28 protein-coding genes and 4 pseudogenes are annotated in these 23,971 nt (G+C 43.6%); 21 read left to right on the forward strand and 11 right to left on the reverse strand.

Translation table 11 applies throughout. From position 1 onward, the window contains the following. Positions 1-409: 409 nt before the first annotated feature. From JCM19037_RS10985 to JCM19037_RS24335, 9 genes are all read right to left on the reverse strand, one after another. A complete protein-coding gene (locus JCM19037_RS10985; RefSeq protein ID WP_042401017.1) occupies positions 410-685 on the reverse strand; it encodes an HU family DNA-binding protein in 276 nt (91 codons plus the stop codon). A gap of 206 nt (positions 686-891) precedes the next feature. Further along, on the reverse strand, positions 892-1,227 hold the full coding sequence (mnhG, locus tag JCM19037_RS10990; RefSeq protein ID WP_307189787.1) for a monovalent cation/H(+) antiporter subunit G: 336 nt from the start codon (positions 1,225-1,227) through the stop codon (positions 892-894). Next, the gene (locus tag JCM19037_RS10995) at positions 1,208-1,489 is read right to left on the reverse strand and encodes a Na(+)/H(+) antiporter subunit F1 (protein ID WP_042401020.1); all 282 of its coding nucleotides are present in this window, start codon (positions 1,487-1,489) and stop codon (positions 1,208-1,210) included. The genes mnhG and JCM19037_RS10995 overlap by 20 nt, the downstream gene beginning before the upstream one ends. Continuing rightward, entirely contained in the window at positions 1,489-1,971 is a 483-nt protein-coding gene (locus JCM19037_RS11000; RefSeq protein WP_042401023.1) for a Na+/H+ antiporter subunit E, read from the reverse strand. The genes JCM19037_RS10995 and JCM19037_RS11000 overlap by 1 nt, the downstream gene beginning before the upstream one ends. 5 nt (positions 1,972-1,976) lie before the next feature. Continuing rightward, complete coding sequence (locus JCM19037_RS11005) at positions 1,977-3,458, reverse strand: Na+/H+ antiporter subunit D (protein WP_042401025.1); 1,482 nt, start codon at positions 3,456-3,458, stop codon at positions 1,977-1,979. Beyond that, positions 3,451-3,789, reverse strand: a complete 339-nt coding sequence (locus JCM19037_RS11010) for a Na(+)/H(+) antiporter subunit C (RefSeq protein WP_042401027.1) — start codon at positions 3,787-3,789, stop codon at positions 3,451-3,453. Before JCM19037_RS11010 ends, JCM19037_RS11005 begins: the two co-directional genes overlap by 8 nt. A gap of 1 nt (position 3,790) precedes the next feature. Next, a complete protein-coding gene (locus JCM19037_RS11015; protein WP_307189788.1) occupies positions 3,791-4,225 on the reverse strand; it encodes a Na(+)/H(+) antiporter subunit B in 435 nt (144 codons plus the stop codon). Beyond that, positions 4,216-6,636: a Na+/H+ antiporter subunit A gene (locus JCM19037_RS11020; protein ID WP_373900777.1), complete on the reverse strand. Its 2,421-nt coding sequence runs from the start codon at positions 6,634-6,636 to the stop codon at positions 4,216-4,218. The genes JCM19037_RS11015 and JCM19037_RS11020 overlap by 10 nt, the downstream gene beginning before the upstream one ends. 268 nt (positions 6,637-6,904) lie before the next feature. Beyond that, on the reverse strand, positions 6,905-7,039 hold the full coding sequence (locus JCM19037_RS24335; RefSeq protein WP_081829246.1) for a sporulation histidine kinase inhibitor Sda: 135 nt from the start codon (positions 7,037-7,039) through the stop codon (positions 6,905-6,907). Positions 7,040-7,437: 398 nt separating this feature from the next. Between JCM19037_RS24335 and JCM19037_RS11025 the strand changes: the two are divergent. The 16 genes and pseudogenes from JCM19037_RS11025 to JCM19037_RS11085 all read left to right on the forward strand — a co-directional run bounded on the left by JCM19037_RS11025 (position 7,438) and on the right by JCM19037_RS11085 (position 18,547). Next, positions 7,438-7,940, forward strand: a pseudogene (locus JCM19037_RS11025) (YqeG family HAD IIIA-type phosphatase). Further along, complete coding sequence (yqeH, locus tag JCM19037_RS11030) at positions 7,927-9,039, forward strand: ribosome biogenesis GTPase YqeH (protein WP_307189789.1); 1,113 nt, start codon at positions 7,927-7,929, stop codon at positions 9,037-9,039. The pseudogene JCM19037_RS11025 and the gene yqeH overlap by 14 nt, the downstream one beginning before the upstream one ends. Positions 9,040-9,051: 12 nt before the next feature. Then, positions 9,052-9,894 carry a shikimate dehydrogenase gene (gene aroE, locus JCM19037_RS11035; protein WP_042401033.1) on the forward strand — a complete coding sequence of 281 codons (843 nt, stop codon included), beginning with the start codon at positions 9,052-9,054 and terminating at the stop codon, positions 9,892-9,894. Next, on the forward strand, positions 9,884-10,177 hold the full coding sequence (yhbY, locus tag JCM19037_RS11040) for a ribosome assembly RNA-binding protein YhbY (RefSeq protein ID WP_042401036.1): 294 nt from the start codon (positions 9,884-9,886) through the stop codon (positions 10,175-10,177). Before aroE ends, yhbY begins: the two co-directional genes overlap by 11 nt. 10 nt (positions 10,178-10,187) lie before the next feature. Continuing rightward, positions 10,188-10,715, forward strand: coding sequence for a nicotinate-nucleotide adenylyltransferase (nadD, locus tag JCM19037_RS11045; protein ID WP_238544670.1), 528 nt, complete (start codon positions 10,188-10,190; stop codon positions 10,713-10,715). A 42-nt stretch (positions 10,716-10,757) separates the two neighbouring features. After that, a complete protein-coding gene (gene yqeK, locus JCM19037_RS11050) occupies positions 10,758-11,336 on the forward strand; it encodes a bis(5'-nucleosyl)-tetraphosphatase (symmetrical) YqeK (protein WP_042401039.1) in 579 nt (192 codons plus the stop codon). A gap of 6 nt (positions 11,337-11,342) precedes the next feature. Then, the gene (gene rsfS / locus JCM19037_RS11055; RefSeq protein ID WP_042401042.1) at positions 11,343-11,696 is read left to right on the forward strand and encodes a ribosome silencing factor; all 354 of its coding nucleotides are present in this window, start codon (positions 11,343-11,345) and stop codon (positions 11,694-11,696) included. Positions 11,697-11,710: 14 nt separating this feature from the next. Continuing rightward, positions 11,711-12,448, forward strand: coding sequence for a class I SAM-dependent methyltransferase (locus JCM19037_RS11060; RefSeq protein WP_042401045.1), 738 nt, complete (start codon positions 11,711-11,713; stop codon positions 12,446-12,448). Between the two features lie 124 nt (positions 12,449-12,572). After that, positions 12,573-12,743 (forward strand): hypothetical protein, encoded by a 171-nt coding sequence (locus JCM19037_RS25785; RefSeq protein ID WP_193744742.1) that lies wholly within the window; start codon positions 12,573-12,575, stop codon positions 12,741-12,743. Between the two features lie 23 nt (positions 12,744-12,766). Then, positions 12,767-12,952 carry an SLBB domain-containing protein gene (locus JCM19037_RS22725; RefSeq protein ID WP_052363797.1) on the forward strand — a complete coding sequence of 62 codons (186 nt, stop codon included), beginning with the start codon at positions 12,767-12,769 and terminating at the stop codon, positions 12,950-12,952. 44 nt (positions 12,953-12,996) lie between these two features. Continuing rightward, positions 12,997-13,188: pseudogene (locus JCM19037_RS30095) on the forward strand (ComEA family DNA-binding protein); the annotation flags it as partial. Positions 13,189-13,307: 119 nt separating this feature from the next. Continuing rightward, positions 13,308-13,928, forward strand: a complete 621-nt coding sequence (locus tag JCM19037_RS28480) for an ABC transporter substrate-binding protein (RefSeq protein ID WP_193744743.1) — start codon at positions 13,308-13,310, stop codon at positions 13,926-13,928. Further along, positions 13,889-14,899 carry an ABC transporter substrate-binding protein gene (locus JCM19037_RS22735; protein WP_255357899.1) on the forward strand — a complete coding sequence of 337 codons (1,011 nt, stop codon included), beginning with the start codon at positions 13,889-13,891 and terminating at the stop codon, positions 14,897-14,899. The genes JCM19037_RS28480 and JCM19037_RS22735 overlap by 40 nt, the downstream gene beginning before the upstream one ends. Before the next feature lie 26 nt (positions 14,900-14,925). Continuing rightward, positions 14,926-16,207 (forward strand): annotated as a pseudogene (locus tag JCM19037_RS11075) (O-acetylhomoserine aminocarboxypropyltransferase/cysteine synthase family protein). A 161-nt stretch (positions 16,208-16,368) separates the two neighbouring features. Continuing rightward, on the forward strand, positions 16,369-16,689 hold the full coding sequence (locus JCM19037_RS11080) for a hypothetical protein (protein ID WP_152549038.1): 321 nt from the start codon (positions 16,369-16,371) through the stop codon (positions 16,687-16,689). A 34-nt stretch (positions 16,690-16,723) separates the two neighbouring features. Next, positions 16,724-18,547: a DNA internalization-related competence protein ComEC/Rec2 gene (locus JCM19037_RS11085; RefSeq protein ID WP_052363800.1), complete on the forward strand. Its 1,824-nt coding sequence runs from the start codon at positions 16,724-16,726 to the stop codon at positions 18,545-18,547. A 49-nt stretch (positions 18,548-18,596) separates the two neighbouring features. Here the strand turns inward: JCM19037_RS11085 and JCM19037_RS24345 are convergent, their stop codons facing one another. Then, on the reverse strand, positions 18,597-18,737 hold the full coding sequence (locus JCM19037_RS24345) for a YqzM family protein (protein WP_042401052.1): 141 nt from the start codon (positions 18,735-18,737) through the stop codon (positions 18,597-18,599). 343 nt (positions 18,738-19,080) lie between these two features. On the opposite strand from JCM19037_RS24345, the gene holA reads away from it, so the two are divergent. Continuing rightward, positions 19,081-20,118: a DNA polymerase III subunit delta gene (gene holA / locus JCM19037_RS11095; protein WP_042401054.1), complete on the forward strand. Its 1,038-nt coding sequence runs from the start codon at positions 19,081-19,083 to the stop codon at positions 20,116-20,118. Positions 20,119-20,917: 799 nt separating this feature from the next. Here holA and rpsT read toward each other — a convergent pair. Continuing rightward, a complete protein-coding gene (gene rpsT / locus JCM19037_RS11100; protein ID WP_042401058.1) occupies positions 20,918-21,184 on the reverse strand; it encodes a 30S ribosomal protein S20 in 267 nt (88 codons plus the stop codon). 207 nt (positions 21,185-21,391) lie between these two features. Between rpsT and gpr the strand changes: the two are divergent. From gpr to JCM19037_RS11115, 4 genes and pseudogenes are all read left to right on the forward strand, one after another. After that, positions 21,392-22,470 (forward strand): annotated as a pseudogene (gene gpr, locus JCM19037_RS11105) (GPR endopeptidase). Between the two features lie 77 nt (positions 22,471-22,547). Then, positions 22,548-23,312: a stage II sporulation protein P gene (locus JCM19037_RS28485; protein WP_052363801.1), complete on the forward strand. Its 765-nt coding sequence runs from the start codon at positions 22,548-22,550 to the stop codon at positions 23,310-23,312. After that, on the forward strand, positions 23,276-23,686 hold the full coding sequence (gene spoIIP / locus JCM19037_RS28490) for a stage II sporulation protein P (protein WP_052363802.1): 411 nt from the start codon (positions 23,276-23,278) through the stop codon (positions 23,684-23,686). Before JCM19037_RS28485 ends, spoIIP begins: the two co-directional genes overlap by 37 nt. Continuing rightward, the gene (locus tag JCM19037_RS11115) at positions 23,683-23,952 is read left to right on the forward strand and encodes a hypothetical protein (protein ID WP_042401061.1); all 270 of its coding nucleotides are present in this window, start codon (positions 23,683-23,685) and stop codon (positions 23,950-23,952) included. Before spoIIP ends, JCM19037_RS11115 begins: the two co-directional genes overlap by 4 nt. Positions 23,953-23,971: the final 19 nt, after the last annotated feature.

The raw sequence follows: 23,971 nt of genomic DNA on the forward strand, positions 1-23,971 counted from the left end.
AATGGGCGTTAGGAACTAGATGTCGATCGATTGGAATCAGAACGAGGCAAAACGATCACTTATGAGTGAATCTGATTCCAATCAAAAATCTTTGGAACCAATTCTTGCGCCCCAAGTTAAAACCCTCAGCTCAGAAAAACAAATCGCTTTTTAAACTCCTCGTTGCGTGTATAGCGATGATGGCTCTACTTTTGTAGATTGTGTTTGCCTTCATGGCGCTTTTTCTGTTTCTCTAGCCAGAAGGCGCTTTATAGCGGCAAACAGGCCGTTTTATAGTGACAAGGGGTTTATGTATAGAGAATTCGACAAAGTCTTCTCATAAGCGAAATATAAGCAATGAGAGGCTGTGCATAAAAAAAGAAACCAGGTATCGGCAACATCCGACACCTGGTTTCTTTTTTCATATGGATTATTCGTTGACTGCATCCTTTAGTTGCTTACCTGGGCGGAAAGCAGGGTTCTTCGTTGCTGGGATCTCGATCTCATCTCCAGTTTGCGGGTTACGTCCTTTTCTAGACGCACGCTCGCGTACTTCAAAGCTACCAAAGCCAACAAGTTGAACTTTGTCGCCTGCCTTAAGAGAATCGGTAATGTTGTCGAATACCGCGTCTACGGCCTTTGAAGCTTCTTTTTTGGAAAGATCTGCATGTTCAGCAACAGCATTGATCAAATCTGTTTTGTTCATTGAAATTACTCCCTTTCATGACATTTTAATCCGGGTACATTACAAATTTACTCATGAAACCCTTGCTATGTCAAGTGTTGTACCGATATTTAAGAGAAATGAAACGTTCGTCTAAAGTATAGCCGAGAAAAATGCGTTTCAATCATTCGGTCTTTAGAATCAGCGATCCGACGGCTTTTCGGCGACAACATCGCTTCTTGTCGGCTTTACGTGTTCAGGATAGCTGTCATGAAGTTCATCAATCTCGGTGTTCTCCCAAAGTTCGACACCAATGCGGTGAGCGGACCTAGAATGATCATAGCAGCGACCGGGGCTGTCAAAAAGACGAAAACAATGGCGAAAAGAAGCTGTAACAGCAGCTCGCCTCGCATTAAAAACATAAAGAATGTGCCGATGATGACGAAGATGATTCCTAATGTTGCACTTTTCGTAGCCGCATGCATGCGCCCGTAGGCATCTTTTAACCGGAGAATGCCGATCGACCCAATTAAGCTTAAAAATACACCTAAAATAATACATATACTAATGAGAATCTCGATCAATGACGACACCCCTCTCGAGGAATTTGGCAATGGCTACTGAGCCTAAGAATGCGAGAATCGCAATGATGAGGGTTACTTCTACGTAAGCACTTGTGTCTTGGACGATCATAATGAGACAGATGACACCGATCAAATTTAGGCCAAACGAGTCAAGCGCGACAACTCGATCCGAGGTTGTTGGTCCGATAAGCGCACGAATTAAGCAAAGGGCAATGGATATAGACAATGCAATAAGTGCATAGGGGACAATCGTCTCAACCATTATTCTCCCACCTCTCGTATGGCTTTTTCAAAGCTGTCTGTAATGTCTTTAATAACTTCTTCTCGGTCATCAACATGAATGACGTGAATATATAGGGTTCTAGCATCGGACGAATAATCCATCGTTAACGTACCTGGTGTTAATGTAACCAACATCGATAGGATCGTGATTTCCCAATCGTGTTTGAGTGTCGTTGGAACGGCAATAATTCCTGGTTTCACGTCACGTTTTAAGTTCGGGTTTAATACGACTTTCACCATATCATAATTGGCGACTAACAGTTCTTTCGTGAACAATAAGATCAAGCGAATAATCGCAAACCCTTTTCGTAAATAAAAGGGTTGGTTTAAGATCCCTCTAAAAAAGTAGACGATGACCATACCTAGGACGTAACCGATGAGAAAATCAGAACCTGTATATTCTTGTTGAAGGGCGACCCAAATGACCATAATGGCAACGTTTAATAAAAATTGAAAGACCATAGCATCTACTCTCCTAATACCGTATTGATATAGTTGCTTGGTTCTAATATTTCTTCAGCAATTGTCATCGATACTTGCATCACAGGTTCTGCTGCAAAACCAAATACGACAGTGAGCAGAACGAGTGGGATGATCGGGTACAGAAGCGAACCGACTTTAATTTTTCTTTGCTCAGTTGTATGTTTCTCTTTGCCCCAGTACACATACATCATGATTTTCACCATGGAGTAGAGGGTAAGGAGACCGACAAACAGAGCGATCCCTACAATGATGTAATGTCCTTGATCCAAACCGTCTAAAACGAGTGGATATTTCGCAAAGAAACCTGTAAGTGGCGGGATGCCAGCTAGTGACATGGCTGTTATGAAGAATAACCAAGCAAGCCAAGGATGAGAGCTTAATAGGCCTCCCATTTTCTTTAAATCACTCGTTCCCGTTATCCGTTCAGTGACCCCAGCAAATTGGAATAGCGCTGTTTTAACGATGCTGTGATGTGCGATGAAATAGATCGCACCAGCAATTGCTAGCGGTGAAAAAATGCTAAAGCCCATCATAATATAGCCGTACTGACTAATACAGTGGTATGCCAAAATGCTCTTGTAATTATAACTTGCCACCGCACCGAGGACACCTAAGATCATCGTGAATGCCGCCATAACGAGAATAACAGTATGCGTGAACTCGGGATTTTGATTAAAGACGACACTAAACATCCGAATAATGGCATACAGGCCGACTTTCGTTAATAAACCACCAAATAAGGCGGCGATGGCTGATGGAGGCCCCGTGTATGCTCGTGGAAGCCAAAAGTATAGCGGGAAGATGGCACCCTTTACACCGAAGATGACGATGAAAAGCACGGCGATGACGTTCAATAGGCCGTCTTGCCCGAGCTCAGCGACGCGCACGCCTAAATGCGCGAAATTCAGTGTACCTGTTGCTGCATAGATGTAAGCAACCCCTGCTAAAAATAGCATAGATGCAAACATATTAATGACAAAATACTTAAAGGTCTCTCGCAGTTGAAACTTGCTGCTGCCGTGCACCATAAGTATGTATGAAGATATGAGCATAACCTCAAAGAATACAAACAAGTTAAAGAGGTCACCCGTTAAAAAGGACCCGTTAATTCCTGTTAGTAGGAAGAAGAAAAACGGATAAAAGAAATACCGTGAACGTTCAGGGCGGATTGTTTTGAAAGCATAGTACAAACTAACCGTCCCAATGATCGCTGAAACGAGCAACATAAAAGCAGACAATAAGTCGGCAACAAGAGGGATGCCGTATGGGGCTTGCCAATCTCCAAGGTGAATCACAACGGTTCCATTTGTCAAAACCTCAGAGAATAGAAGGATACTTCCGATGAGCATGGCTAGCATCGTAACGGCACTGATTACCTTTTGAATCCGCTCATTTTTAGAGAAAAAGACGAGCACAGCGCCCATGATGACCGGGACAATCAGCGGTATTAGTATTAAATTAGTCATCATTAGCCCCCCTTAGTTCATCAAGATCATCGGTTTTATGAACGTTATATAGTCGGTATGCGAGTGCAAGTGAAAAAGAGGTCATACCGAAACTAATAACGATGGCAGTCAGAATGAGCGCTTGTGGGAGTGGGTCTGTATACGCCCACTCCGCTTGGTCAACAAGCGCTGGCATGCCTTCTTTTAGTCCAGCCATTGTGAGTAGCAATAAGTGAGCACCGTGGGACAAAAGAACAATTCCAATGACGACACGTAAGATGCTGCGTGTGAGCATAAGGTAAGTTCCCACCATGAAAAGCACACCGATTGCGATTGACATGAGTAGTTCCATATTAGATGTCCTCCGCAATAGTCAGGATAATGAGTAATGCTGCTCCACCGACACCTAAATAGATGCCTAAATCAAACAGAACAGCGGTCGTCAATTCAAACTCGCCAAAGAAAGGCAGATAAAAGTAATCGAAAAACTGTGTGAGAAACGGCAGGCCGACAACAGTACCGATCAATCCGGTAAGCATCGAAATTAAAATGCCTGCAGCAATCCATTTTATATAATCGATAGGGAGAATCTTATTCACTTTACGCTGGTCAAAGGTCACGTACAGTAGAAGAATAGACGTTGCTAGCATCAGTCCACCGATAAACCCACCGCCGGGAGCGTTATGCCCGGCAAAGAATAGATAAATGGATAGAGCGAGAATCAAAAATGCAGCGACACGCGTGACGTGAATGAATAACAGGTTGTTTGTTTTCCACTTCATTGCCATTCGTTCTCACCCTCCTTCAGACGGAATTTTACGACCGCATAGACGGCGAGTGCAGCGATGCCGAGAACGAGCAATTCGAGCACTGTATCCAGCCCACGGTAATCAACAAGGATAACGTTGACGACATTGTAACCACCTGCAAGATCTGCAGAATTTTCGAGGTGGTACTGAGAAATTGGGATTAAATCATGTCCTTGTCGATACGCATTAGCAGCGAGTGCAACGAGCGTAACTGTAACGCCGACACCGACCGAAATGATGACATTCGTCCACTTAAACAGCGGCTTGCTCTTCTCTTTGCGAAGTTCAGGTAAATGATAAAATGCAAGCATAAACAAGATGACGACGACCGTCTCGACTAGTAGTTGAGTCATTGCTAGGTCAGGTGCTCTAAAGAGCACGAACAAAACGGCGATGTAAAAACCGACAAAACCTAGCATAACAATTGAAGCGACTCGTTTTTGAATGAAAGGTATGGCGATTACAGATACGATAAACATTCCGATGATGATGAACTCGTAAAGTTCAACATCACTCATTCCTTCTAAATTTATCGCAAAACTGTTGTACTTCACCATCGTATATACCGTTAACAACACTAAAAAGATGGCAGTTACGGCTAGGTAATCGCGAAGCCGACCGGTCATTTGTACGTTTGTAATGCCCGTTGATCCGCGAATAAGACCATTCAAGCCCGCGTCATATACGTGGTTTACGATATCACGCTCACGGTTGTAGATGGCAAGCTTTTGCCAACGGCGCATCGTTGCATAAAGAATCCCACCAAGTACAAAAACACCTATGGTCATAAATAATTCGATTTCAAATCCGTGCCAATGGGTAATGTTTACATCAAATGCGGCATGTGACTCTGGTATTCCTTGTAAAATAGAAGCCATCGCCGGCGCGATAAACGTGTCGGCCAAGAGGTTTGGAAAGACACCAGTAATCACGACGATCGCAACGAGAATAATTGGACTAATAAGCATACCGATCGGTGCTTCGTGAACTTCTTTTTTAAAGTTCTCTGGAATAAATTTGCCTCCAAAAGTCCGAAACACAAAGATGCAGCAGTATAAGAATGTAAATACACTCGCGACCCAACCGATGATCGGGAAGAATATTCCTGCTGATTGCATGGAGAAGATCTCAAACTGAGCGGCATCGGTAAGTGCCATGAAAAATTCTTCTTTACTCAAAAAGCCATTGAATGGTGGTAAACCGGCCATCGAAGCCGCGCCAATTGCTGAAATTGTAAACGTTGCTGGCATGATGGTCAGTAGACCACCCAGTTTGCGAATGTCGCGGGTACCTGTCTCATGGTCAACAATGCCTGCGGCCATGAACAAGCCACCTTTGAACGTAGCGTGATTAATAAGGTGAAACACTGCCGCAAGAATGGCACCTGTATATAACTCGTCGGGTGCATCAAAGTAAAGAGCTGCAGAACCAATTCCGAGTAAACTGACGATCATGCCTAATTGACTTATCGTTGAATACGCAAGAATGCTCTTTAAGTCTTTTTGACGAACAGCAGATATGGATCCGTATAAGAGCGTAAACAGCCCGAAAGATGCGAGAATCCAAAACCATTCCGCGGTTCCGCCAAAGAATGGCGTGAAACGAGCGATGAGGTAGATTCCGGCTTTTACCATCGTAGCTGAGTGCAAGTAGGCGCTGACAGGTGTCGGCGCTTCCATCGCATCTGGCAACCAGATGTGGAACGGAAACTGTGCAGATTTGGTGAGGGCACCGACTAAGATTAACAGCATTGCAGGAAGGAAAAAGGTTTCGGTCGTTAGCCCGTCGGCTCCTGCGATCATTTCTTGAATGCTTAACGTTCCCGTCATTAAGTAGAGAAGCGCGATACCTGCGAGCATTGTAAATCCGCCAAACACTGTGATGAGTGTTGACTTCTGTGCGCCTTTAATAGAAGCCTCTCGCTTAAACCAGTAACTAATGAGTAACATCGATGACAAACTTGTCAGTTCCCAGAACACATAAAGAACGAGGATGTTGTCTGATAGAACGACACCAAGCATCGCACCCATAAACATTAATAGATAAACATAGAAGTTATGGATCTTTTCCTGATTTTTATCGAGATAATAGATCGAATAAAGGACAACGAGAAAACCTATCCCGGTAATTAGTAAGGCAAACAGTAGCCCCCAACCGTCAATAAAGACGGAAAAATCCATTCCTAGTGTTGGAACCCAAGGTACGGAATAGTAGCTATTGTTGCCATTCATCACATCTGGGAGATATGTGATGAAATAGACAAATAGAAACAATGGCAAAAGAAATACGAACCAACCTGTGTGAACAGAGCGTATGTATTTATACAAGATTGGAACAAAGATTGCCAAGATAAATGGTGATAGAACAAGAAGTAACGTCAGTTGTTCCATATGTCGGTGTGCCTCCAGTCTGTAAGCTATTCCCTGAAAGAGTTATACTTGAGTATAGCGCATACTTAAAAACGTGCCCACTCTAAACTCTTAAGGCAATCTTTTCTTTTTAAATAGGATGAGAAAAACGCGAGAGATGAGAAAATGGATCTTTATACCTAGTCGGGTTTTTCTTTTTAACTTCCCCAATAAGAAGTTGTCAATACAAAAAAAGTAAGCAGCACACAATGTGCCACTCACGAAGACGCGTTCATGTATTGGAGTATAATTAATGATGGAGTGCAGGAGTCAGTGCCCTTCTTTCGACTTCCGATCGAATGATGGCAATGAAATCTTCGCTTAATTGCAAATGCAATGCTTGTTCGTATGCTTCTAATAGCATGTCGTCAGAAAGGTTGCGCATAGGGTTACCGCAAGACGCGGGTACACCTCCTCAATATATCATTGCCTTTAGGTGTGTAGCCTCTTGTTTGAATCTATTATGATCCTATCACGAACCTTCGACTTGAACAACTGCACTGTTATCCACAGTGCGTGGTGGATAAAATGTGAAGAGAATGTTTAAATGTTTGTTTAACCTTGATCCTATCGGATGCGAATAAGTGGATAAGTTTATCCACAGAGCTGTAGATGCATTTTTTGTCGATAAATAATTACGATTTTCTCAGCTTTTGTTTTGATTATGAGCGTTGGGGAGAGCGTGACGGCGTGTGATCGTTGAAATCACCGCCTAAAGCAGGTATACTTTCAGTTTAGTGATAGTGAGGAACGTTACGGAGGAGGAGCAACTTTGTTAGGAGCATGGTGCCGGATCAATTTGCAGAGAGTATATACGAGATTAATTTAAAAGAGTTGAAAGACCGAGGGGTCAAAGGCGTTATTACCGACTTAGACAATACATTAGTAGAATGGGATCGTGCCGATGTGACGCCTGAGTTACTAGATTGGATTGAGATGGTCCATCAAGAAGGGTTAAAACTTACAATCGTTTCTAATAATACGAAGAAACGAGTAAGTACGTTTTCAGAACCGACGGGTGTTGCTTTTATTCATTCAGCCAAAAAACCACTCACTCGAGCGTTTAAGAGAGCGATGAGAGAGATGGGGCTGCAAAAAAATGAAGTCGTTGTCGTTGGCGATCAGCTGTTAACCGACGTATTTGGAGGCAATCGTGTGGATTTTACACGATTCTTGTCGTTCCAGTATCTGAGACAGACGGATGGATGACGAAGGCGAACCGGAAAGTGGAACAGATGGTTATGAGGAAGTTAGAAAGGCGGAAAAGACACCATGGAAGTGAATGAAGATATCATCTGTTCGGGATGTGGTATACCTGTTCAGACTGAAGATAAAAATGAACCAGGATATGTTCCAGTTAATGCATTACAACGCGACGTCATCGTTTGTCAACGTTGTTATCGGTTGAAACATTATAATGAAGTTCCTGATGTGCCACTCACGGATGAAGACTTTAGCAAAATGCTTTCTGAAGTCGGGAAGCAAGACGCGCTAATCGTCATGCTTGTTGATCTCTTCGACGTTGAGGGCAGTTGGATGCTTCATCGCAAAGATTTAAAGCACCTGCCGCTGCTGCTCGTTGGCAACAAGTTTGATCTATTGCCGCAATCGGTGAATGAAAATAAAATTCGGCTTTGGCTGAAACGAGAAGCGAAGGCAAAAGGGTACGCTCCTAAATCGATCGAGCTTATGAGTGCAAATAAAAAAGCAGATGTCGTACGTGTGGCAGCCGCCATTGATGAGTTGCGGAACGGTAGAGATGTGTATGTCATCGGCAGCGCAAATGTTGGCAAGTCTACCTTCATTAATCAATTGATCCGAGCATTTGAAGGGGATGATGATCAGCTCATTACGACCTCAGTATACCCAGGCACAACACTTGCGTTTATTGATCTGCCACTAGATGACGGTTCAAAGTTGTATGATACACCTGGTGTAATCAACCCATCACAAATGTTTCAATCATTACCTCGTCACGCCGTGCATGTATTGCAACCGCGAAAAGAAATTAAACCGACCATTTTTCAGTTGCAGTCCGAGCAAACGCTTTTTATCGGTGGTCTTGCCCGTATGGACTTTTTAGAAGGTGAGTCGAATCATTTTGTTTGTTATTTTCCTGAGGCGTTCAAGCCGCACCGGACAAAGTTAGAAGCAGCCGATGATTTGTATGAGCGTCATAAAGGCCAGGATCTACTTTTGCCCCCAGCAATAGATGTTCTGGAACAAGTGCCAGAGCTTGTGTTACACACGTTTTATATTAAAGAAGATAAAACTGATCTTGTCGTTCCAGGGCTCGGTTGGATTACCGTCGGTAAAAAAGGAGCAAAGGTGAACGTATACGCACCGAAAAATGTCAAAGTTACCCTTCGATCAGCAATCATTTAAGGAGGAGAGTAAATGAAGAATTATGCAGTAATTGGCAGTCCGATTAAACATTCGATGTCTCCCTATATGCATAACGAACATTTTAGCGCACAAAGTGACGCTGCGTATTATTCAGGGTATGATGTCTGCCCGAGCGACCTTCCTGAGGCGGTTCGTGCGTTTAAGACTCTTGGTGTATCCGGGTGGAACGTCACGGTTCCTCACAAAGTGGACATTATGAACCTACTGGATGACGTTGATATTGAAGCGAAGATGATTGGTGCTGTCAACACGGTTGTCAACGACGGTGGGAAGCTTACAGGTTATAATACAGATGGTAAAGGGTTTTTGAATGCGCTTCTCGCCATGACGGGTTCTGAAGCGTTACGGGAAATGAATGTTCTGATGATTGGCGCTGGTGGTGCTGCTAGAGCGGTCGCATACTCTCTACTCACGCATGGGGTAAAAAGCCTAAGTGTCGTGAACCGGACTGAGGAGCGTGCCGAAAAAATTGCAGCGGATTTTGCCTCTATAGGCGCAATGGATGTTTACTCAACGAATGATATTACACCGTTACTTCCTCAATTTGATTGTGTAATTAATACCACATCGATCGGGTTGCAAGGGGAGCAACTAACCCTCATTGATTCGACCAAGTTGAGGTCAGGCGTATATTTAAGCGATCTCATCTATAATCCGAGTGAAACCGCTTGGTTAAAAACACATCGAACGAATGCAAGAGCCGTACAAAATGGCTTAGGGATGTTTATTGAGCAAGCTGCTCTAGCCTATGAACTATGGAGTCATCGTGAAGCAAACCGCACGGTGATGAAACAAACAGTCGAAAGAAAGTTGGGAATACCACATGCAACTTAAGAACAAACAACTTAAGTATTTAAGAAGTGAAGCCAATGCAATCAAACCGATATTGCAAGTAGGGAAAGCGGGAGTGAATCCGAACCTCATCTCTCAAATCAAAGATGCGCTAGAGGCTCGTGAGCTCATTAAAGTGAGCGTGTTGCAAAACTGTCCTGAAGACAAGGATGTGGTTGCAAATAAGCTCGCTGAACGTTCAGGAGCCCACCTCGTTCAAGTGATTGGCTTTACGATCGTTTTGTACCGCCCATCCACTGAAAATCCACGCATTGAACTACCGTAAGGGGGAGAAAATGAGAAAGATCGGCATTTTCGGTGGTACATTTGACCCTGTGCACATTGCTCATTTAATTCTTGCTGAACAAGCATTAAATGAGTGTTCACTAGATGAAGTTTGGTTTATGCCAGCGAATATTCCCCCGCATAAAAAGCATGAAGGAATGGCAGATGGTAAAGACCGAGCGCACATGGTAGAGTTGGCGATCCAGCACCACCCTCAGTTTAAATTATTGCGACTAGAACTAGCGAGAACGGGCCCGTCCTATACGGTCGACACGATTGAACATTTGCTGCAAATTTACCCGAATGAGCAATTTTATTTTATTATTGGTGGCGACATGGTAAAGAGTTTGGAGCGGTGGCATCAAATCGATCGGCTGCGCGACATGGTTCGTTTTATTGTGACGGACCGGCCTGATTATTCGTTGGAAAAAGGGGAACACATTTCGGAGACGATGCTGTATATTCACGTACCCAATTGTCCATCTCATCCTCAGACATTCGTTCTAGAATTAAAAAGCAGCAGTCCATCCGGTTTTTAATTCCGGAAGAGGTAAGGTCTTACGTTGAGGAGAATCACTTGTATGAAAACGACGGACATTGAAAACCGAGTAAAAGAAGTGCTTCCAGAGTCAAGGTTTACGCATACACTTGGCGTTCGAGACGAGGCGGTGCGTCTTGCAGAACAGTATAATGAAGATACGTACCGAATTGAAGTGGCAGCCCTTCTTCATGATTATGCAAAACCTCTTGCAAAAGAGTCATTGTTAAATGTTTTAAAAGAGCGTGAACCGAACGAAAACTTCTCCGAATTTGGGGGTGTTCTTTTACACGCGCCTGCAGGAGCTTATATGATTGAGCGTGAATTTAAGGACGTAATCGATCAAGATATTTTTAATGCTGTTTATTGGCATACAACGGGACATCCGGATATGTCTACATTTGAAAAAATCATCTTTCTTGCCGATTTCATCGAACCAGGACGTCATTTCCCTGGTGTTCATGAAGTGAGAAAAGCGGCAGAAAAAGGCTTAGATGAAGCAGTAACGGCTTGTTTTGTAAGTACAATCTCACATCTAGTCGAGAATAGACGTCCGGTACACCCGATGACGCTAGCCGCCTACAATTCAATGCTTATGACCAAACCATCAAGGAGTGAATGACTTTTTATGAATGATCAACCACTAGTGAAGCTTGCTGTACAAGCTGCTGACTCAAAAAATGCGCAAAACATTAAAGTATTACACATGAATGGGATCTCTGTCGTTGCCGATTATTTTATGATTACTCACGGATCTTCTGTGAAACAAGTACACGCCATTGCAAGTGAAGTGAAAGAACAGGCAGAGAAGAACGGGTATGAAACAAAGCGTATGGAAGGTTACCGAGAAGGGCGCTGGGTGTTAATCGACCTCGGAGATGTAGTTGCCCATGTTTTCCATGAAGATGATCGACTGTACTATAACCTCGAAAAACTTTGGGGAGAAGCCGACCAAATTGAAGTTGGACGGATGCTTGCTTAAGGGGTTGAAACGATATGTACAGTGAAAAAGGAGCACCGCTCTACGATTATTTAATGCAAGATGCCCCGTATGAGCGGTGGTTGGAGTGGACAAATCGTGTGATTACGACACGTAATCCGAAAATGTTAGACGTTGGTTGTGGTACGGGCACACTCATGTCTATGATGCTCTCACAAGGATATGATGTGAGTGGAGTAGATTTGTCGGAATCGATGCTTGCAGCTGCCGATGAAAAGATCCGGCGGTTGAATGGTGTGAAACCGAAGCTTCATGCTCAAGACATGAGTGAGTTGTCGCTAGGAGAATGTTACGACGTGATTACCGTGTTTTGTGATTCATTAAACTATGTGCTCGATGAGCAAGACGTTCAGTCGAGCATCGTATCCTTTTACAATCACTTAAATGAATCGGGCATTCTTATTTTTGACGTGCACTCACTTTCTAAATTTCTACACGACTTCCCTGGCTTTAGTTATGGAGATGATGATCCGGATGTGTCTCTTATCTGGAATAGCTATGAACTAGAAGATTTGGAGAATGGCGTCGTGCATGATTTGACATTTTATCAAAAGCAATCCGATGGGAACTACGAACGGGTCGATGAGACGCATATGCAGCGAACATTTTCTGTCGATACGTACACAAAGTGGCTTCTGCAGGCTGGGTTTCACAATGTTCAGGTGACCGCAGATTTTACAGATGAAGCGCCAACTGAAGAGAGTGAACGCATCTTTTTTGTTGCCTCTAAGTAAAGTATTGTGACGACGAGTAGACTGTAGTATAATTCAACCAACTATACTGCAGTTTTTCTTCGAATTTCTCCTGCCCTTTATATTCATACTATTCCAACTAATTAACGTTCGATATGGAGGCACTATGACGCAAAAATGGTGGATGATTGTTGCGGGTTTAGGCATGTTTATGATTACAATTTTTGGGTTTTTATTTGCATCAAACGATCGTCAACCGGATACGCTTGAAGCATCATTGGATGAGCTGCTTGGGAAGAGGAGAGTGAAGAAGCAGTCCCACAGGAAGAGGAGGTAGAGCTTTCGACAGTCATCGTTGATGTGAAAGGTGAGGTAGAGCGACCAGGTGTATATGAATTCGATCAAGGTTACCGAGTAGACGATGCCATTCGCATGGCAGGAGGAGTCTCCGAAACAGGGAATGAAGCATACGTGAATTTTGCACAAGTTCTCACCGATGAGATGGTCATTTACGTGCTCATGAGGATGAGGAAGAAGGATCATTAAGTGAGCGTTGGGCAGGAACAACGGAAGCGGAAGGTGCGGGTGCAACGGTTGATATTAATACGGCTACCGAACAAGATTTACAGACGCTTCCAGGCATCGGGCCTGCTAAAGCACAGGCCATTGTTACGTATCGTGAAGAGAATGGGCGATTCGATGATCCGTCAGAACTTATGAACGTCTCCGGGATCGGGGAGAAATCATTTGCAGCACTTGTCGATCAGATCGCTACCCCATAAATCTGCCAAAAGATCGAGGACGAACGAATCATTTATAGAATGATCTGATGAGTGACAATTGTTTTACAAATGTCGTTGTATTACAATCGGAACACGACGACAAGAAAGGACAAGATAAGATGAAAAAGACAACAGCATTTTTTACATTCTCGACGTTTGGTCTCGCGTTAGCAGCTTGTACAAGTGACCCTGCAGATGAAGGTGCAGAAGAAACGGCAACTGACGCGAATGGGGAAGGGGCGTCGGATGGCGGACATTTCATTATGGCCATGCCAGCGGATGCAGTCACTTTAGATCCTCACCAAATTACTGACGTGCCGTCGCACATCGTCACTCTTAATTTGTACGAAAATTTACTCATGTTTGACGAGAATATGGAATTGGAACCCGTACTCGCTGAGTCGTATGAACAGATTGATGAGTTGACTTGGGAGTTTCAGCTTCGTGAAGGCATAGAGTTTCATGACGGTGCGGCGTTTAACGCAGAAGCTGTCGTCACGAACTTCGACCGCTTTCTAGACCCCGATACGGCGTCGCCAAGAGCGAATCTGTTTGGTCCTGTTGACGAAGTGGAAGCCGTCGATGAGTACACCGTACATATTTCCACTGACGAGCCTTTTGCCCCGTTGCTGCAACACCTCGCTCACGGGTCAGCTGGTATTTTAAGCCTGAAGCGATTGCCAACGAAGAAGAGACACCAATTGCAACTAACCCAGTTGGAACAGGCCCATTTGAGCTAGAAGAATGGGACCTAAACAATGAAATTGTTCTAGCTAATTTCCAAGACTACTGGGGAGAACCGGCAATTTTAGACCAAGTATCGTTGCGAGTCGTACCTGAACAAGGGACGCGGATGGCGATGATGGAGCAAGGCGAAGCCCACTTTATGCAACAGATTGAACCTGCGAATGTTGCTCGAATGGAAGCGTTGGATAACATGGACGTTGTTTCTCAAGAAGGGTTCGGGATCGATTACATCGGGTTTAACAATGAAGTAGAGCCATTTGATGATGAGCGTGTCCGACAAGCGCTGTCGATGGCGCTTGACCGCGAAGCGATTGTTGAAGGGTTATACGAAGGGTACGGATCAGTAGCCGACGGACCACTTAACGATCTTGTCAATGCATCAAGTCCTGATGTTGAATCACTGCCATATGACCCAGAGCGAGCGCAAGAATTACTTGCAGAAGCAGGGTATGAAGATGGTTTTAGCGCGACGATGCACACAAATGACGCTAATCCGATGCGGGTGCAAATTGCTGAACTTGCCCAAGATCAGTTTGGGGAGATCGGTGTAGATGTGACGATTGAAGAAGTCGAATGGGGTGCGTACTTGGACCTTGTTGATGCGGGGGATACGGAAATGTTCATTCTCGGCTGGTCTATTTCAGCCGGAGACGCAGACAATGGCGTGAGAACACTTTTCCATTCTGATAACTTCGGTTCTGCGGGGAACCAAACGTTATATCATAACGAAGAAGTCGACGATCTATTAGATGAGGCACGTGCTGAACTAGATGAGGAAGCTCGACAAGACCTTTATGGTCAAGTGCAACAAACGCTCATTGATGAGGCGCCGATGATTTACACATTGCACACCGATTATGTCGTCGGGGTCAATTCATCAGTAAATGACTTTATTCATTACCCAAATGGGCAATTTCCGCTTTGGCAAGTGAGTATTGATGAGGAAGCTTCTGCTGGCTACTAGCCTCTAAAACGATGGGTGAGAGGACGATGGAGATGAAAGAAAATTGGAAGTTAGAAACGATTGCTGTGCACGGTGGGCAAGAGATTGATCCGACGACAGGAGCGCGAGCGGTGCCTATATATCAGACCACATCGTATGGGTTTCATGATACTGAACACGCGGCGAATCTTTTCTCTTTAGCTGAGACCGGGAATATTTATACTCGCATCATGAACCGACACAAGATGTGTTTGAGAAACGGGTAGCTGCTCTTGAAGGAGGGGTAGGTGCTTTAGCGACAGCAAGTGGAAGTGCGGCAATTCACTTAGCGATTCTAAACCTTTGTAAAGCAGGAGATGAGATCGTTGCATCTAGCTCATTGTACGGAGCACATACAATTTATTTAAGCACACGTTGCCGGATATGGGCATCACAGTGCATTTCGTGCCCATCGATGATCCAAACGCTTACAAAGAGGCGATAACAGCCGATACGAAACTCGTCTACGGGGAACTAATTGGCAATCCAGACGGGAAAATTCTTGATATTGAAAGTGTCGCAAATGTCGCCCATGAAGCACGGTTGCCGCTAATGGTTGATGCGACACTCGCTACTCCGTATTTATGTCGGCCGATTGAGCACGGTGCGGATATCGTCGTTCATTCGGCAACAAAGTTTATCGGGGGCCACGGAACGTCGATTGCTGGCGTGATCGTCGATAGTGGAAAGTTTGATTGGGCAAATGGAAAGTTCCCGATGTTTAGTGAGCCGGACCCGAGCTATCATGGTGTCGTTTATACGGAAGCGGTCGGTGAGTTGGCATTTATTATTCGAGCGCGCGTGCGTTTGCTTCGAGATATTGGTCCAGCAATATCGCCAACAAATGCATTCCAAATGTTGCAAGGTTTAGAAACGCTTCATTTACGAATGGAACGGCATACAGAGAACGCTCAAAAAGTAGCCGAATACTTGCAAAGCCATGAGAAGGTAAGTTGGGTCGATTATGCAGGATTAGATTCACACCCTAGTAAGCCGTTAGCTGACAAATATTTCACATACGGTCCAGGGGCAGTTTTGACGTTTGGTGTAAACGGTGGGATGGAAGAAGGCAAAGCGTTCATCAATCATGTACAACTTCATTCTCACGTTGCGAATGTTGGGGATGCGAAGTCATTGGTTATTCACCCAGCAAGCACAACACATCAACAATTGAGCGAAGTAGAACAAAAACAAGCAGGTGTAAAGCCCGAACTCATTCGACTTTCTGTCGGTATCGAACATGCAGATGATATCATCCAAGACCTCGCCATTGGGTTAGAGAAACTATAAGCATGTTCAAATCTTTACTCGCACATACTCCTCTTATTGCTGTAACCATCACTTTTACTATGTTTGCAGTTCTTCTTCCAGTTACTCCAGCCGTGCTCTTAGTCACTGCTGGAGTTCTCCTCTTCCTTCATATCCTTAAATTACCTAAGAGAAAAGCAATCTTGTCCATTGGAGTAGTTGTTGTATCTTCGCTTTGTTCAGGGCTGTGGGCGGCGAACGTAGACCGTCTGAATGAAAGTGTACTTACAGACGATACGAAGCGAATCGAAGGTGCAATCATGGATGTCGTATCCATCGACGGCAGTCAAGTATCGTTTTTGTTGCGTTCTTACGAAGGGGAAAAGATTCAATCTTTCATAAGGCTCAGTAACGAAGAGGATCTCGAGTTTGGCGAGACGATGCAAAGCCGGGGACACGTTGTATACTCGAAGGCGAATTGCGAGTCCCATCGGGTCAGCGTAATTTTTCTGCCTCAACTATGAACGTTATCTTTATGAACAGAGGATTCATTGGACGATGGCTGCTGATCATGAAAACGTCGTTTGTACACATACAGATCGCTATCATTCGCTAATCATTAAACAATGGAGGCATTATGCCATCCAGCATATTGAAGAGCATTTCCCAGCGGGAATTCAAGGAATAGCTTCTGCTCTATTGTTTGGAGGTCGTTCAAAAGTTGAACATGATATCCTCCAAGCTTACCAACAACTAGGGTTAGTTCATTTGCTCGCCATCTCAGGATTGCACATTGGTATTGTGAGTGGCATCGTCTATTTCTTATTCATCCGATTTGGCGTAACGAGAGAACGAGCGGCAGAAATGATGTTTTTATTGTTACCGTTGTATGCGGTATTAGCAGGAGGAGCCCCATCCGTCGTACGCGCAGTGTGTATGAGTCTCATCGTATTTTTAGCTGTGCGATTTCGTTTTCATGTTCACCCTCTCCATACACTTTCCGCAGCCTATATCCTCATGCTTTGCTTCAACCCATATTATATCTTTCATGTGGGGTTTCAGCTCTCTTTTATGCTCACATGGTCTATCATCACTTCGATTTACATCCTTCGTTCGTTCCAAAGTAAAACGAAGCAATCTCTCTACGTTGCGATCGTTACGCAAGTTTTCTCCTTTCCACTCATCATCTATTATTTCCACTCGTATTCATTATGGAGTTTGATTTTAAATATCGTTTACGTACCGATCATTTCAATCATTGTTTTGCCGGCGATGTGGGTATTGTTTTTTCTTACGCTCATTCATCATGACCTTGCCCACGTGTGGTTGCACCTTTTATCAAAGGGGTTGGGAGGAATTCACCACTTTTTTATTTCGGTGCAAGGAAGTGTATACGGCACAACAGTATTTGGGGAAGTGTCTGTCACGTGGGTGATTGTAACAACAGCAATTGCTGTCGTGTTGTTTTACTTGTATGAAATAAGAAAACACATTCAGCTTTATGTAGGGATTGGCGTTTTTATGTTATGTGCCGCCTATCCGATTTATTCGAAGGCTTTCGACTCAAGTGTAACCGTGACGTTTATTAATGTGGGTCAAGGAGACAGCATTCTTATTGAGCTGCCGCACAGGCAAGGGACGTATCTTATCGACGCTGGGGGACATATCTCATTTCCTCAAGAAGAATGGCAAGAACGAGAGGTTCCTAGTGATCCGGGTAGGCAAAATGTCATTCCATACTTAAAAGCAAGAGGCATTCAAAAAATTGATAAGGTAATCGTTTCGCATGGAGACTACGACCATATCGGAGGATTGTTCGCGGTGTTGGAGGAATTTCCTGTTGATAAGATGTATTTCCCGGACGTTGATATTGCCGAAGATGCGGAGCGGTCTTTGATTACAAAGGCGTTGGATAAAGGTGTAGAGCTTCAGTTAATTTCGGATGGGTACACGTGGCAGTCCCGCGAGGCTATATTCCGAGTGTTACACCCAGGGGACGGGCCAATGCACAATCGAAACGATGCATCCATTGTGTTGGATGCATATGTAGGAGGCATGCGTTGGCTGTTTACGGGAGATCTTGAAGAGGATGGGGAAAAGCAAGTCATCGAGCGTTATCCAAACTTAAAGACAGACATCTTAAAAGCCGGGCATCATGGGAGTCGTACGTCAACTACTGCCGTATATTTGGAGCAGTTAAACCCTACAGTTGCTGTAATCTCTGCTGGGGTGAATAATCGTTTTCAACATCCTCATGATGAAGTTGTAGAGCGTTTAAACAAAGAGGGCGTGCGAATTCTTGGCACGTATGAGCACGGTGCGATTCGATTTACTTATAAAAACAACGGTTGGTACGTTGAAACGAGTCTCGTTGAACGATAAAAGAGCTAAACCGATGAGATTTAGCTCTTCTGAGTGGTGGTTTGAATCATTACATGCGACTAGCAAATTCAATGACGACACCAATAATAAAAATTAGAGAAAAGAAACCGAAAGATACGCCTACGCCTACGATTGCATCGTTAAAGTCATTACGCTTACTTTGCACTTCTTTTTCAAACTCGTTGTTCATATCGGACCCTCCTCATTCTTCGTCAAGTATAAGACAACCATGAAAAAAAATCCACCACCAATTGTTATTCATACAAAACCATACGTTCTAGTCGCTTTTCTCATTTTTAGTAAGAGTTGTCACCTATAATCACTCGGGGCATAGGATACGATAAGAAATGAACAGATGCGGATGTGTACCGTCGATTTGTCAGTTCCTAGTCTCTCGAGTCGACGTTCATATAAATTTTGGGCAGTGCGATCATACGCACTGTCTTTATTCGATTTTCCCGTATAGAAAAACGATGGTACACTAAATATAGGATGGCATTTTTAACGAAGTGTATGTATGAAAGAGTGATAAGATGAGCACATACGTAAAAGCAATCGAGCAAATACAAAAAGGGAATCTTCAACCTCTATACTTATTGTACGGTACAGAAGCGTACATGATTGAAGACGTAATTCAAACGCTTACGGATCGGGTGTTATCACCGGATGAGAAAGAATTTAACTTCTCTCAATATGATCTAACTGAAACCCCGGTACAAGCTGGCATTGAGGATGCGAAAACGGCATCATTTTTTGGGAATCAAAAGGTGATTGTCCTCAAACATGCGTATTTCCTGACAGGTCAAAAGTCAAAGGAATCGATTGACCATGATCTATCGCAACTGGAGCGGTATGTTGAGGAAGGGTTGTCTGACGATATTCTTATCATTACCGTCGAGTCTCAGAAATTAGACGAGCGAAAGAAAATTGTGAAGCGATTAAAAAAACAAGCGACCGTTATTGAAGCAGCGCCTCTAGAGCACGGTGCTCAAGTAGAGTGGTTGAATAGATTGGCTAGTAAGTGGACGGTACAATTTGAACCGAGAGCATTGGAACATTTTCTTTCCATTACAGCACCCGATTTACATATTCGAAAAAACGAAGTTGAGAAATGTGCATTGTTCGCAGGTGAGGGTGGTATCATCACCGAAAGCATGGTAGACCAACTTGTTCCCAAAAGCCTCGAAGATAATGTGTTCACACTCATTGATCGGGTGAGCGAAGGGAATACAGAAAAAGCGCTCGTATTGTACGATGAACTGATGAATAGTGGGGAAGAGCCGATAAAAATTACAGTTTTACTTGCGAGGCAGCTAAGGATGATGAGCTTAGTGCTGGATATGGATCATCGCGGGTATTCCCAACAAAAAATGGCAGGCACAATTGGTGTGCCACCGTTTGTCGTCGGTAAAATCCGAAATAAAGCAAAGGGTTTACAAAGCACCGCCATTTACCGGGCTTTGTCTGATTTAGCTGAAGTTGATTACAAAATGAAGCAAGGACTCGTCGAAAAGCATACCGCACTCAAGCTCTATATCGCTACGCTACCTGGGACGCTTGCAACGAAATAATAAAAGGCATAACTTGAATTACAGAATTTCTAAAAGAACCAAAGGTAAACCAATCGTTAAAGACTAAAGTGCTACGTCATTGAAGCTCGATCTTAATCGTTCGCAGTAGATGTAGTAAGGAATGGTTTTGATGACTGCCATTGACACCCAAAATGTATGAATAGCGTTCAGAGGCACAATTAAGGACCTCTAGTACACAAACGATGCCATTCAGACAGTTAATGAGAATGAAAGGCGGTGACGTCTAAGGAACCAGGACCTAGACGAGACCCCGCAGCTCATCAGAAGCTCGCTGAAAAAGAGAAATTGATAAACGTATAACAATGTTTGGTTAGCTATAAATAGAAAATCCCACGTAGACCATGTCTATGATGGAATTCTCCTCAATGAGTAACAAATTTTAGCAGGAATCCCCACATAGAAAGACTATATCCCCACATAGGCGGTTCTATGATGGGATAATGTACGATCGCAAAGCTGAATATAGTTGTAATCCCCACATAGGACCCTATGGTTCATGTTAACGAGAAATTTAGAGAGTAAGACGCTGTTTTTTGAAGTAATCTCGTGACCGATCCTCCACTGCATAGAAAACACGGTGGATGTTGTCCTTTTGCTCTGTAGTGCTGGCATCGGCCTGTAGTGGAAAGTGACAAACAATAGCCCAAGTTTGGGGAATTTAAAGGTCATCCTATATATACACTCAGACGCAACGTAAACGATTTGTTCACGTTGGCGTTATTTTTTAGATTGAACCAAAATAAAAACGACTCTCGAGGAGTCGTTTGTGCAATCGTCATTATTTCGCAGCTGCGTTAAGTTTACGTTCCATTTGGGACTTCTTACGTGCAGCTTTGTTTTTATGAATAAGCCCTTTGTTCGCCGCTTTGTCTACCTTTTGTTCAGCAAGCAGGAACACTGCTTTCGCGCCTTCTACATCGTTGGATTCGATTTTTTTATCGAATTCCTTGATCGTTGTACGCATCGCAGATTTGAAAGCTTGATTCTTCACACGCTTTTGCTCGTTAACAAGAATACGTTTTTTCGCTGATTTAATGTTTGCCAAGTCGTTCACCTCCCCAAGTTGCTCTAAAACTTTCTCAGAAAACTTGGGTTCATTTAGAAGTCCAAGTTCTTCATGTTTGACCGTTCATTGATTCCTCAATGCATGACAGATGAATTGTACCAAATACTTACCGGCGTTGCAAGAGCGAATAAATCAATGAGAGAGGGAGATGATACAACTACTTTCGAAAAAAGAGAGGGAATTAGGATGAAAGATGACCGTATGTTCATTCCGCGCAGTGATTTGGCGGTAGAAGATGAAAACATTTTACCCGAGCGACACCGAAGTGGCATTCACGTAGAAGAACGTGAAGAAGATGAGATTACGATTACGTTTGTTGAAATTGATGAAAAAGCTGCGGAGTCTACTGGAAAAAAAGCAGGCCGATATTTAACACTTGAAGCGCTTGGATTAAGGCAAAAAGACACAGCGATGCAATCAAAGCTCATCCACTTGTTAAGTAAAGAATTGAAAACATTTTTAGCGAATCACGGAATAAAAAAAGACAGCACGTGTTTAATTGTTGGACTTGGCAATCGCGATGTCACACCTGATGCTCTCGGTCCGAAAACGGTAGAGCAGCTTGTCATTACTAGGCATTTGTTTGAATTGGGTCATCAATCAACCGATGACGGATTTCGTTCTGTATCTGCGCTAACACCTGGTGTAATGGGGATTACAGGTATTGAAACGTCAGAAATCATTTTTGGTACTGTCGAGAAAACAAAACCTGATTTTGTTATAGCGATCGATGCACTTGCCGCTCGGTCGATTGAACGAGTGAACGCAACGGTGCAAATTTCTGACACAGGAATTCACCCAGGCTCTGGTGTTCAAAATGCACGCAAGGAAATTAATGAGAAAACCCTCAACGTGCCGGTGTTCGCGATTGGCATTCCGACTGTCGTAGACGCTGTGTCGATTACGAGTGACACGATCGACTTTTTGTTTAAACATTTTGGGAGAGAGATGAACGACCGTGATAAACCGGCGCAATCATTAGTCCATCAGGCATGACCTTTGGGGAAAGAAAGAAACTGACCGATGAGGATAAACTTGAGGATGATGATAAACAAAAGTATTTTGGCATCATTGGCTCGTTATCAGAAGAAGAGAAACGCCAGCTCATTCAGGAAGTGCTAAATCCCCTCGGCCACAATTTGATGGTCACCCCTAAAGAGGTAGATACGTTCATGGATGATATGTCCAATGTTTTAGCAGAGGGGATTAACATTGCTTTGCACGAGGCGATTACAGAAGAAGCGAGCGGTCATTATACACATTAACGAATCTATCATATATGAAAGTTTTGGTTCTAGCTTCTCTACTCCTCATAGAATAGAAACGTGAGGGGGGAGAAGCCTTGCACGTTAAACAACGAAACCCACAAGTTGTAACGATGTCAAAAAATCAAATTCAGTCAGGATTCATTGCGATCGTGTCAATGATTGTCATTACGTTTGTCATCGTTGCCATGCTCACAACTGCAGGGAATTTTAACCGGTTTTCGTCAACAGCTGTCCATGAATGGACATCCCAAATGCAAAGTGATCTATTTTTACATCTTATGGGTTCTGAAAATCGCTATTATTTAGAAGCAAATCCCGAGATCGCGGATTTGAATGTAGCTTCAGTAGCGCTAGAACTCACAACACAATTGAACTTAGAGGATCCACGGACTTTTTTAGGCCGAGAAATTCCTGGTTTTTCGGCATTTGACGACCGTCTTGTCGTGGCAGGAGAAGGAACAGACTTAACGACAATGTCTATTGAGTCTTCACCTCCACCAGATGCTTTTACGACAACGGATGAAGAAGAGAGCGCTCCAGCAGAAGATGACAGTGAAGAGAGAAATCTTATGGATGAAGAAGCGATTGTGCATATCGTGCATACCCACAATCGAGAAGCGTTTCATCCTTATAGTGATGGTCAAGATTATGATACAGAAGACAATATTGTTGAAGTTGGCAAGCATCTTGGAGAGCAATTCCAAGAACACGGGATACCCGTCGAAGTAAACGAAGACGATATTCATGCAGTCTCCTTGATCAAGGTTTACATTTTAGTCGATCCTATGACTTATCAAGAGATGTGCTTGTTGAAGCGATTGAGCGAAATGAAAACTTAGAATTTTTTCTAGATATTCATCGAGACTCTCAACCTCGTGACATTACAACCGCAACGGTTAATGGAGAGCCGATGGCTCGCTTGTTCTTTGTTGTTGGTACAGACCATCCAGAATATGAACGAAATCTTAATCTAGCAACAGAAATGCATTATCGTATTGAAGAAGAATACCCAGGCTTAAGTCGTGGGGTTTTAGAACGCGGAGGGTCTGGTGTAGATGGTGTGTATAATCAAGATTTATCGCCAAACGCGATGCTCATAGAATTTGGTGGCATTCAGAACAACTTTGAGGAATTAAATCGAAGTGCTGAAGCAGTAGGGGACATTATTGCTGACTACATTTATGAACAGGTGGAAGGAGAAGTGGAACAATGATGAAGATGAAGCGAGGGTTTCTTTCAATCTTTGCAGCACTAACACTCTTTTTATCTGGTATCCTTACTGGCCATTATTATGCGTACTATCAATGGGGAGAGATATATCATGAAGAACGAGATGTATCTGAAGAAGTGATGGTTGAAAGAAACGCAAGCTCTGAAGACACAAAAGATTTGATGGAACGGCAAGAGCAGTTGCGTGAGCAAGAATCAGGTAATTTCTTCTCGGATTTAGGAAAAACGCTTGGCGGATCTCCCCGCTAGGCGTTTCTTTTCTTAGGAA

It is taken from the genome of Geomicrobium sp. JCM 19037, from assembly GCF_000698105.1.
Lineage (GTDB): Bacteria > Bacillota > Bacilli > Bacillales > Marinococcaceae > Geomicrobium_A.

Bases quoted from the DNA above. Each gene is read 5' to 3' on its own strand.
- JCM19037_RS10985 (WP_042401017.1), bottom strand. From the start codon at position 685: ATGAACAAAACAGATTTGATCAATGCTGTTGCTGAACATGCAGATCTT.
- JCM19037_RS10995 (WP_042401020.1), bottom strand. From the start codon at position 1,489: ATGGTTGAGACGATTGTCCCCTATGCACTTATTGCATTGTCTATATCC.
- JCM19037_RS11000 (WP_042401023.1), bottom strand. From the start codon at position 1,971: ATGGTCTTTCAATTTTTATTAAACGTTGCCATTATGGTCATTTGGGTC.
- JCM19037_RS11005 (WP_042401025.1), bottom strand. From the start codon at position 3,458: ATGACTAATTTAATACTAATACCGCTGATTGTCCCGGTCATCATGGGC.
- JCM19037_RS11010 (WP_042401027.1), bottom strand. From the start codon at position 3,789: ATGGAACTACTCATGTCAATCGCAATCGGTGTGCTTTTCATGGTGGGA.
- JCM19037_RS11015 (WP_307189788.1), bottom strand. From the start codon at position 4,225: ATGGCAATGAAGTGGAAAACAAACAACCTGTTATTCATTCACGTCACG.
- JCM19037_RS11020 (WP_373900777.1), bottom strand. From the start codon at position 6,636: ATGGAACAACTGACGTTACTTCTTGTTCTATCACCATTTATCTTGGCA.
- JCM19037_RS24335 (WP_081829246.1), bottom strand. From the start codon at position 7,039: ATGCGCAACCTTTCTGACGACATGCTATTAGAAGCATACGAACAAGCA.
- yqeH (WP_307189789.1), top strand. From the start codon at position 7,927: ATGGAAGTGAATGAAGATATCATCTGTTCGGGATGTGGTATACCTGTT.
- aroE (WP_042401033.1), top strand. From the start codon at position 9,052: ATGAAGAATTATGCAGTAATTGGCAGTCCGATTAAACATTCGATGTCT.
- yhbY (WP_042401036.1), top strand. From the start codon at position 9,884: ATGCAACTTAAGAACAAACAACTTAAGTATTTAAGAAGTGAAGCCAAT.
- nadD (WP_238544670.1), top strand. From the start codon at position 10,188: ATGAGAAAGATCGGCATTTTCGGTGGTACATTTGACCCTGTGCACATT.
- yqeK (WP_042401039.1), top strand. From the start codon at position 10,758: ATGAAAACGACGGACATTGAAAACCGAGTAAAAGAAGTGCTTCCAGAG.
- rsfS (WP_042401042.1), top strand. From the start codon at position 11,343: ATGAATGATCAACCACTAGTGAAGCTTGCTGTACAAGCTGCTGACTCA.
- JCM19037_RS11060 (WP_042401045.1), top strand. From the start codon at position 11,711: ATGTACAGTGAAAAAGGAGCACCGCTCTACGATTATTTAATGCAAGAT.
- JCM19037_RS25785 (WP_193744742.1), top strand. From the start codon at position 12,573: ATGACGCAAAAATGGTGGATGATTGTTGCGGGTTTAGGCATGTTTATG.
- JCM19037_RS28480 (WP_193744743.1), top strand. From the start codon at position 13,308: ATGAAAAAGACAACAGCATTTTTTACATTCTCGACGTTTGGTCTCGCG.
- JCM19037_RS11085 (WP_052363800.1), top strand. From the start codon at position 16,724: ATGGCTGCTGATCATGAAAACGTCGTTTGTACACATACAGATCGCTAT.
- JCM19037_RS24345 (WP_042401052.1), bottom strand. From the start codon at position 18,737: ATGAACAACGAGTTTGAAAAAGAAGTGCAAAGTAAGCGTAATGACTTT.
- holA (WP_042401054.1), top strand. From the start codon at position 19,081: ATGAGCACATACGTAAAAGCAATCGAGCAAATACAAAAAGGGAATCTT.
- JCM19037_RS11115 (WP_042401061.1), top strand. From the start codon at position 23,683: ATGATGAAGATGAAGCGAGGGTTTCTTTCAATCTTTGCAGCACTAACA.